General features: G+C 50.7%; 6 protein-coding genes. 4 read left to right on the top strand and 2 right to left on the bottom strand.

Annotated features, from left to right (window positions below; translation table 11 throughout):
- Window positions 1-124: 124 nt before the first annotated feature.
- Window positions 125-1,363 (bottom strand): 6-phosphofructokinase, encoded by a 1,239-nt coding sequence (locus DFR60_RS29980; protein ID WP_110326947.1) that lies wholly within the window; start codon window positions 1,361-1,363, stop codon window positions 125-127.
- A gap of 204 nt (window positions 1,364-1,567) precedes the next feature.
- Between DFR60_RS29980 and DFR60_RS29975 the strand changes: the two genes are divergently transcribed.
- The gene (locus tag DFR60_RS29975; RefSeq protein ID WP_110326945.1) at window positions 1,568-3,976 is read left to right on the top strand and encodes a glycoside hydrolase family 94 protein; all 2,409 of its coding nucleotides are present in this window, start codon (window positions 1,568-1,570) and stop codon (window positions 3,974-3,976) included.
- Entirely contained in the window at window positions 3,973-5,448 is a 1,476-nt protein-coding gene (locus DFR60_RS29970) for a phosphoglucomutase/phosphomannomutase family protein (protein WP_110326943.1), read from the top strand. Before DFR60_RS29975 ends, DFR60_RS29970 begins: the two co-directional genes overlap by 4 nt.
- A 169-nt stretch (window positions 5,449-5,617) precedes the next feature.
- Here DFR60_RS29970 and DFR60_RS29965 read toward each other — a convergent pair whose 3' ends face one another.
- Window positions 5,618-6,289 carry a Crp/Fnr family transcriptional regulator gene (locus tag DFR60_RS29965; RefSeq protein ID WP_243005222.1) on the bottom strand — a complete coding sequence of 224 codons (672 nt, stop codon included), beginning with the start codon at window positions 6,287-6,289 and terminating at the stop codon, window positions 5,618-5,620.
- A 162-nt stretch (window positions 6,290-6,451) separates the two neighbouring features.
- Here DFR60_RS29965 and DFR60_RS29960 point away from each other — a divergent pair, with 162 nt between their 5' ends.
- Complete coding sequence (locus DFR60_RS29960) at window positions 6,452-7,912, top strand: SLC13 family permease (protein WP_110326939.1); 1,461 nt, start codon at window positions 6,452-6,454, stop codon at window positions 7,910-7,912.
- A gap of 79 nt (window positions 7,913-7,991) precedes the next feature.
- Window positions 7,992-8,597 (top strand): YHYH domain-containing protein, encoded by a 606-nt coding sequence (locus tag DFR60_RS29955; protein ID WP_110326937.1) that lies wholly within the window; start codon window positions 7,992-7,994, stop codon window positions 8,595-8,597.
- The last annotated feature ends 879 nt before the right edge of the window (window positions 8,598-9,476 follow it).

The raw sequence follows: 9,476 nt of genomic DNA, 5'->3' as shown, positions 1-9,476 counted from the left end.
AACATTACTATATTTCGTGAAGAGAGTACAAAGTGCCACAAGCCCAGTATTTCAAAGGGGTTGTGGCACTTATACGTTCATTCATGTGTCAAAGATGGGATTATATGACAAATGCTTTACATTGTCAACTGTTTGTATGAACCGGATTCTTACGATAAAGATAAACCGGCCGGCCCGATTCCGTCTTCCTCTGCACTTCGCCCTGAATCAAAGGAAGCGCATAATCGATGAATGCCTGTGTCACATCGGTGCCGCGGGGATTCATCCATTCAGAAGGAAAGAGTTTTTCCCTGTTGCAGACCTCATTTACATCGACCGTGCCGCATTCCAGATGGTATGGATCGTTTTCGCTCCGTAAGAAGGAAATCATGCGTCCGGTAAGCCCCGAGACGGCGGCCTTTACGCCTTCGCGGCCGGCGAGAACGGATTCCTCGATATCGGTGGCGGAAGCCATCATGCCGGAACAGCGCTGATTAACGTTTAACTCGATGGAACGGACCTTGACGCCGAACTTGTCCCGTATGAAGTTTTCCAGCATCTTACCGCTGCCGGTCAGCATTTTATGGCCGAAGGTGTCGAGCCGGGCGGCATCCGCATATTCACAGATGAACTTGCCCCTGGCATCGGAAATGCCCTCGGAGATACAGATGACGACAGTACTGTTCTTCGATAAGGCGGCAGTCACATCCTCTGTAAACTGTTCAAAATCGAAATGAGTCTCCGGAAGATAGATGAGTACCGGGTTGTCCCCCTCGTATTTGCGGGCGAGGGCGCTGGCCGCGGTTACCCAGCCGGCGTGGCGGCCCATCAGTTCCACGATGGTTACGGATTTCTGCTGATAGACGGAGGAGTCCAGAACGATTTCCCGGACCGTATCGGCCACATACTTGGCGGCGCTTCCGTAACCGGGGGTATGGTCGGTCAGAACGAGATCGTTGTCTATGGTTTTCGGAACGCCGATGAAACGGATCTCGCTGTGATGGTGGGAGGCGTAGCGGGACAGCTTGCTGACCGTGTCCATGGAATCATTGCCTCCGATGTAGAAGAAGTATCCGATGTTCATCTTCCGAAACTTCTCAAACAGGGCCGGATAGAACGGTGAGGATAAGTCTTCCGGCAGTTTATAGCGGCAGGAACCTAAATAGGCTGCCGGTGTTAATTTTAAAATCTCTAATTCATCTGAAGTTAAATCCGCGGTTAAATCCATGCAGGTACCGGACATGTAGCCTTCGATTCCGTTAATCATGCCGTAGACATGATCAATGGCTTCCTGGTTTATGCCTTCCCTTATGACGCCGTAGAGGCTCGCGTTGATGACGGCGGTAGGGCCGCCGGACTGGCCAACGATTGCATTTTTCTTCATGTGTATATTCTCCTTTTTTGACGCTCCTCCTATTCTATAATAGAAACGATGGCTTTGCAACCCCCGCTTTTTGTGATCGCGCAAGGTTAGACAAATTTTCACACTCTCAGCCATACCTATTTTTTGGGAAAAATCTATAATTGAGATAGAACGTATGAGACTAAAATACAGTCTCTAAGTGCTCATAGCGAGGAGGATAACGGGATGCAGTACGGACATTTTGATAATGAAAAAAGAGAATATGTGATCGACCGGGTGGACCTGCCCACGTCGTGGACCAATTACCTGGGAGTGAAGGATATGTGCGCCGTCGTGAACCATACGGCAGGCGGATATCTCTTCTATAAATCCCCGGAATACCACAGAATCACACGGTTTCGGGGGAATGCCGTTCCGATGGACCGGCCGGGCCATTACGTCTATGTGAGAGACGATGAGACGGGGGAATTCTGGAGTATTTCGTGGCAGCCGGTGGGAAAACCTTTGGATCAGGCGAAATACACATGCCGCCACGGCCTGTCCTACACGACGTACAGCTGTGATTACCAGGGAATCGAGGCGGAGCAGACACTGTTTATTCCGGCAGACGATCCGGTGGAGCTCTGGGATGTAAAACTCAAAAATCAGAGCGGAAGAAAACGGAAATTAAGCGTTTACTCTTACTGTGAGCTTTCCTTCCACCACATCGAAATGGATAATAAGAACTTTCAGATGAGTCTGTATGCCGCCGGATCTACGTATGAAGACGGCATTATCGAACACGATCTGTTCTATGAGGAGTTTGGATACCAGTACTTCACCTCAGATTTTGATCCGGACGGTTTCGACTGTCTGCGGGACAAATTCATCGGCCTCTACCGCACCGAGGATAATCCGGCGGCGGTGGAACGCGGCGAGATGAGCGGAAGCTTCGAAAAGGGCGGCAATCACTGCGGTGCTTTGAAAAAATGCCTGGAACTGGAACCCGGAGAGGAATCGAGACTCATCTTCCTGCTGGGTGAGGGGAAGCGGGAGGATGGCCGCGCCATGCGGGCAAAGTATGCGGATCACAGCGCCGTCGATCAGGCATACAGCGATTTGAAAGCGTTCTGGGACAATAAATGTAACCGGCTTCAGATCGATACCCCGGACGAGGGCATGAACACGCTGATCAATACGTGGACGCTGTACCAGGCGGAGATCAACGTCATGTTCTCCCGGTTCGCCTCCTTTATCGAGGTCGGCGGCCGGACCGGACTGGGATACCGGGATACGGCGCAGGATGCCATGACGGTACCTCACTCCAATCCGGAGAAATGCCGCCAGAGGCTGGTAGAGCTGCTTCGCGGCCTCGTGTCGGCCGGATACGGCCTGCACTTATTCCAGCCGGAGTGGTTCGATCCGGACACGGAGGTGAAGCCGTTTAAATCGCCTACGGTTGTGCCGACTCCGAAGGTTTCTGATATGATTCACGGCCTTGAGGATACCTGCTCTGACGATGCGCTGTGGCTGATCGCCTCCATTGTGGAATATGTAAAGGAGACCGGAGAGTACGGATTCTTCGATGAGGTCATCACCTATGCCGACGGCGGAAGCGGCACGGTCTATGAGCATATGAAGAAAATCCTGGATTTTTCCGCGGAGCAGATCGGGGCTCACGGCGTCTGCAAGGGGCTTCGTGCCGACTGGAACGACTGCCTGAATCTGGGAGGCGGAGAGAGCGCACTCGTATCCTTCCTTCATTACTGGGCCATCGACAACTTCCTGGAGGCGGCTTCCTGGCTGGGGAGAGAGGACGATGTGAAGCACTATACCGATATGCGCCATACCGTGAAGGAGATCTGTGACAGGGAGCTGTGGGATGACGGCTGGTATATCCGCGGCATCACCAAAAACGGAAGGAAGATCGGCACCCATCAGGACCGGGAAGGCAGGCTGCATCTGGAGTCCAACAGCTGGGCGGTTCTGTCCGGCGCTGCGGATTACGAAAAGGGAATCCAGGCGATGGACGCTGTGGATGAATACTTATACACGCCGTACGGGATCATGCTGAATGGCCCGTCCTACACGGTTCCTGACGATGATATCGGCTTTGTCACCAGAGTTTATCCCGGTGTAAAGGAAAACGGATCCGTCTTCAGCCACCCGAACCCATGGGCGTGGGCCGCGGAATGTAAGCTGGGAAGAGGCGACCGGGCAATGAAGTTCTATCATGCATTGTGCCCTTACTATCAGAATGATATAATAGAAATCAGGGAGGCGGAGCCGTATTCCTACTGTCAGTTTATTATGGGAAAGGATCACACGGCTTACGGCCGGGCACACCACCCGTTTATGACTGGAAGCGGCGGCTGGGCGTATTTTTCAGCCACCCGCTATATGCTGGGGATCCGTCCGCAGTTTGACTGCCTTCAGATTGATCCCTGTATTCCGGCTGACTGGAAGGAGTTCTCTGTAAAACGCGTATGGCGCGGCGCAGAGTACCGTATCTCCGTGAAGAATCCGGAGGGCGTGATGAAGGGCGTAAAGGAATTGATACTGGATGGCAAAAAGGTAAGTAAGATACCTGTTTTCGAAGCAGGAAGCAGTCATGAAGTAACTGTTGTCATGGGAAATGAAGGAGGAGAATCATGATTAAATTTGGCACAGGCGGCTGGAGAGCCGTCATCGGCGATGATTTTACGAGGGAGAATATCCAGAAGCTGTCCAAGGCTCTCGTAAACAAGATGAAGGACGAGGGAGTCGCGGAACAGGGCGTGGCCATCGGCTACGACAGGAGATTCTTATCGAAGGAATCCGCGATCTGGGCCAGTGAAGTGTTCGCGGCAGAGGGCGTTCCGGTGAAGTTTATCCTCGGTTCCGCACCGACCCCGCTCATCATGTTCTTTGTCATGCGCCATGAACTGCCTTACGGCATGATGATTACGGCCAGCCATAATCCGGCGGTCTACAATGGAATCAAGGTATTCACAAAGGGCGGCCGTGATGCGGATGAACTCCAGACCCAGGAGATTGAACGGTATATTCGCGGAATCGAAGAGGAGGTTCTGGAAGCGGCCTGTGTCAGCCGCGGCTCTGAAGCCGGGGAACCGGCGGTTCGCATCATGGAGTATGAGAAAGGGATCGGGACCGGAATCATCGAGGAGATCAATCCTTTAAATGAGTATCTGGATAATATTATCGGTGCGGTCAATATGCAGGCCATACGGGACCGCGGTTTAAGAATTGCCATTGATCCCATGTACGGTGTCAGCAACACGTCGCTGCGGACCATTTTGGCGACGGCACGCTGTGACGTACAGGTGATTCACGAAGAGCATGACACGCTGTTCGGCGGAAAATTGCCGGCGCCGTCCGCATTTACGCTGAGAAGCCTGCAGAATTACGTGGTAGACCGCAAGTGCGATATCGGAATCGCCACCGACGGAGATGCCGACCGCGTGGGCGTTATCGACGATACGGGTAAATTCCTCCATCCCAACGACATTCTGGTCATGCTTTATTACTATCTGGTTAAGTACAAAGGCTGGAAGGGCGCGGTAGTCCGCAACGTGGCGACCACCCATATGCTCGACAAGGTGGCGGAGGGCTTCGGAGAGAAGTGCTACGAGGTGCCGGTAGGCTTTAAGTATATCTCTGCGAAGATGAATGAGACGAATGCCATCATCGGCGGCGAGTCCTCGGGCGGACTGACTGTGCGGGGCCACATCAATGGCAAGGACGGTATCTACGCGTCCACACTTCTGGTGGAGATGATCGCCGTTACCGGCAAGAAGCTGTCCCAGATCGCTAAGGATATCGAAGAAGAGTACGGCGCGATCCATATGGAGGAGCGCGATTACAAGTTCAGCCAGGAGAAGAAGGATCAGATTTATGACACCCTCTTAATCCAGAAACAGCTTCCGGAAATGGATCTGGAGATTGATAAGATTTCCTATCTGGATGGCTGCAAGGTGTACTTTAAGAACGGCGGCTGGATTATCGCAAGATTTTCCGGAACGGAACCGCTTTTGAGGATATTCTGTGAGATGGGAGATCCGAAGGATGCGGTGAGAATGTGCGAGAGTTTTGAAGAGTTTCTTGAGATAAAGGGAAACAGGAATTAATGGAGCCCAGGCTGGCGTTTTGGCTCCGGTGACACGTAGTGACTGGTAAATAAAGTGTTGGATTGGTAAATGGATGTCGGGGGTCCAAACTGAATTGCTCAGTTTGGACCCCCGTTATTGAAAATGAAATGTCACCCGCATAGCAGCGTTCTTTAGCGTATCACCTTGATCAGCCGTTTTGCAGCATCGTCATCGCTCTTAACTTTTCTTCATCCTGTATAATCAGACACCCGTCTTCCCGGGCCAGGATTCCCGTCTCTCTCAGCTTCCTGGCAATGCGGCTTACGGTCACCGGATGCATGCCAAGATAGTTGGCAACCTCTACGAAGGAAAAAGCTTTGGGAATCATGGATTTCCCCTGTTTCCTGATGCAGTAGGTCAGGAGCCACTTGCAGAACTGCGCAGTTTTGTCGCCGTCCATCATCCACTGGATCTTATTCACCAGTTCCAGATAATTTAAGGTTGTTGCGCCCAGAACGCACTGAGTGAAATATGGGGAAGAATCCATCATGGACTCAAACTGTTTCTCCCTCATGCTGTAGTAGACGCAGTTTGTCTTTGCTGTGATCCAGAACGGGGAGGGAGTGATGTAGCGCTGCCAGTCATAGGGGAAGTGCTTCACCAGCGCATTGGCGAAGCCGACCAGCCGTTTTTCTCCAAAATAGAGGTAAATTTGCTCCTCTCCATCATCATTGATCCGCGTCAGTGCGGCGATCCCCTCATCCAGAAAACAGATATTGTCACAGCCCTCCCGCGATGGATCAAACAGATATTGATTCTTTTTCGCCTCTTTGCGAACTCCGTAGCGAATAAAATCTTCTCTGATCTGATATGGTTCCATGGTCATCCTCCCGTATAAATCTTTTTTTACTGATATAACTATAGCACACCTTGTCTCCGGTATCCACCGAAAAATGCATTTTGAATCTTAGCACCTGCTATTGGTATGTGGGATATCAGTATGTTAATATTGTGACAATAAAACTTACCAGGGGGAAATACCATGAGACAAAAGAAAAATATGTATCCGTTTCACTGCCTGATCGGCATCGCGATTATGCTCCTGTTTCGTCTGCTTCCGATTAACATGCCCAATATTACGCCTGTGGGAAAACAGATTTTCGGCATCTTTATCGGAACGCTCTACTTATGGACGACGGTCGATCCGGTCTGGTCCAGCATCCTCTGTATTTTCATGATCGGCACCTCCGGCTATGCGCCGATGGGAGCAGTACTGAACACCGCATTCGGCAATCCAACGGTTGTCCAGCTGTTCTTTCTGATGATCCTGATGAACAGTCTTCAGACCAACCGGATCAGCGCGTATATCGGCCGCTTCTTCCTGACGAGAAAATTTATTATCGGCCGTCCGTGGGCGTTTACCGCCATACTCTTTGTAGGCTCCATGCTGATAGCCGCGTTTGTAGGCTGCTTTGCGCCGATTTTCCTGTTCTGGCCGATCCTTTATGATATCTTTGATGATATCGGCATGAAGCCGTTCGAGGCATATCCGACAATTATGATTATCCTGATTGTCGTGGCCTGTGCTATCGGTTTCCCGGTACCGCCTTATATGAGCAACGGCCTTGCACTGATTTCTAACTACACGACCGTGTCTCAGAACCTTCTGGGAACAACCGTTACCATCAACAACGGCCAGTGGCTGTTCGTTGCACTGATTTACGGCTTCGTGTGCAGCGCAGCTGTAATCCTCTTTACCAAATATGTTCTGCATCCCGACGTGAGCAGGCTGAAGAATCTGACGCTGGAACAGCTCAACAAAAATCCGCTGCCTCCGCTGAGCAGAAGACAGAAGGCCGTGGCCGTGATCTGTGTCTGTTTCCTGCTAAGCATGCTTCTGCCAAGCCTTTTTCCCGCACTTCCGGGCATGGCATGGCTCAGCGCCAATTCCTTCGGTATGGCCCTTTTGTTCCTGGTGATCTTATTTGCCGTGAAAATCGATGGGGCTCCGGCTATCACAATTGAAGAAAATGTTAAGGTATTTGCCTGGGGAACGTATTTCCTGGTGACATCCGCGATATTATTGGGAGGCGTGCTGACGAATGAAAGCACAGGAGTGACTGCATTTTTAAATGCAATCCTTTCCCCGATCTTTACGGGTATGAGCCCGCTGGTCTTTGGCGCCATGCTCCTGATCATCGGATGTGTGCTGACCAATGTCTGTAATTCCCTGGTGATCGGCATGATCCTTCAGCCGGTGGTAGCCACCTACTGCCTTCAGGCCGGGATTAATTCCGCTCCATTGATATCCATCATGGGAATCTTTGTGCTCTCATGTGCCATTGCGACTCCGGCGGCATCTCCGTTCGCGGCCATGCTGTTCAGCAATAAGAGCTGGTTGAAATCCGGAGATATCTACCGCTACAACATCATGTACGTGGTGCTGGAACTGGTACTGGCGCTCCTGGTAGGGCTGCCCCTTGCCAATGCGCTGATTCATTAGATGAAAAGATGCGGCTGCTATAGCTTTCCCCTGCACTTTATCGTATAATGAAAGAAATACGATTTGCAGGAGGGACTATATGAAAAAGCAATGCAAAAAATTGGCGGTTTATTTCATGAGCGGCAGTCTTCTGGTGTCCACCTTCACCGTGGTTCCCGGAACCCCGTTTTCCATCGAGGCGGAGGCGCACTCCGGGCGCACGGATGCCAACGGAGGCCACAAAGACAACAAGAATAAGAGCGGCCTGGGAAGCTACCATTACCATTGCGGCGGCCATCCGGCGCACCTGCATCCCAACGGCGTATGCCCTTATCAGTCGGGGATTGCCTCGGAGGACAAGCAGACATCAAAGCAGGCGGAGCAGAGGCCGGCAGCACAGCCGGAAACGAAGGCAGAGACTCAGCCGGAGACCCAGACGGCTGCCATTGGCTGGCATCAGGACGCGAGCGGCTGGTACTACTATAAAGGGGACAACCAGTATTACAAAGACGGCTGGCAGGAGATCGACAGCAAGTGGTATTACTTCGACGCCAACGGCTATATGAAAACAGGCTGGCTGATTCTGGGGGACGACTGGTACTATCTGGCCTCTGACGGTCACATGGTGACCGGGGATATGGAAATTGACGGAACTTTGTACTACTTTGAGACGAATGGAGTGCTGACAGACGATTACTACGACTGATGAAGAAATGGCCAGGATCTGTCTTTCTGGAAACTTTTTGGAAAGTGAATTCATATTTCACACATATTTCACAAGTTGTACAAAATTTATTTACATCTTCTACAAACTTACTTCATAACTCTTGCGTATACTATAAACATAGACAAGAAAAACTTGTTTAATAAAAAGACTTTTTTTCATAACTCGCCGGTGGAACCCACATTCCACCGGCTCCTCCCTTTTTATGGGGGATTTTTTTCTGTTAACGATATAATTCAAACTTCTTATAATAATATCATGTGATTCTAGTGATTGGCTCAGGGATTAACAGGAGCTTGTCAGTAAAAAATCTCTCAATATTTGCCTCAATAATTGTCGCTGGTGAAATTTTCCATTAATGTTTAAGCTGCTGCTTGTGGCAGCTATGGTGGTCCAGCGGACGGTTCGGGGACGGTTTCCGGGGCGGGGCGTACAAACACATAGCCCTCTTTCTATCTCTGGTAGTTTTGTGCTCATGCGTTCCTCCGTTTTCGCTTTATCGCCGTTCTCCCCGAAAGCCGCTCCTACCCCATTCCCGCGGCGTATTTCGGCATTGGTACGCTGGTCTGCTTCGGGCCAAGTTGGCCCGAAGTGACTTCTGGACATTTTGTCTAGAAGTGGCGGCGTTATGGCGTACTTTCCCAGCTAATAATATCTCTTTCGTACGGTCATTCACTTGTGCTTGTCCATCGATGAACTAACACAAGTCTACACTTTTTTGACCGCCTGTTCCGTATATCCGAAAGGTTGGGAATCCTGCTGAAAAGCTAGTGTAAAATTTTTCTCGGATGATAGAAATAAATAAAAAGAGGGCACCATTTTGTGATAAAGTATTAAGCACGACCAAAATACACACAAAGG

The sequence above is a fragment of the Hungatella effluvii genome (genome assembly GCF_003201875.1).
In the GTDB taxonomy this organism is placed as follows: Bacteria; Bacillota; Clostridia; order Lachnospirales; family Lachnospiraceae; genus Hungatella; species Hungatella effluvii.
The sequence above is the reverse complement of the archived record's forward strand: the minus strand, read 5'-3'. Positions and strand labels throughout refer to the sequence as shown.

Excerpts from the sequence above, each read along its gene's own strand:
- DFR60_RS29980 (WP_110326947.1), bottom strand. The coding sequence starts at position 1,363 with ATGAAGAAAAATGCAATCGTTGGCCAGTCCGGCGGCCCTACCGCCGTC.
- DFR60_RS29975 (WP_110326945.1), top strand. The coding sequence starts at position 1,568 with ATGCAGTACGGACATTTTGATAATGAAAAAAGAGAATATGTGATCGAC.
- DFR60_RS29970 (WP_110326943.1), top strand. The coding sequence starts at position 3,973 with ATGATTAAATTTGGCACAGGCGGCTGGAGAGCCGTCATCGGCGATGAT.
- DFR60_RS29965 (WP_243005222.1), bottom strand. The coding sequence starts at position 6,289 with ATGGAACCATATCAGATCAGAGAAGATTTTATTCGCTACGGAGTTCGC.
- DFR60_RS29960 (WP_110326939.1), top strand. The coding sequence starts at position 6,452 with ATGAGACAAAAGAAAAATATGTATCCGTTTCACTGCCTGATCGGCATC.
- DFR60_RS29955 (WP_110326937.1), top strand. The coding sequence starts at position 7,992 with ATGAAAAAGCAATGCAAAAAATTGGCGGTTTATTTCATGAGCGGCAGT.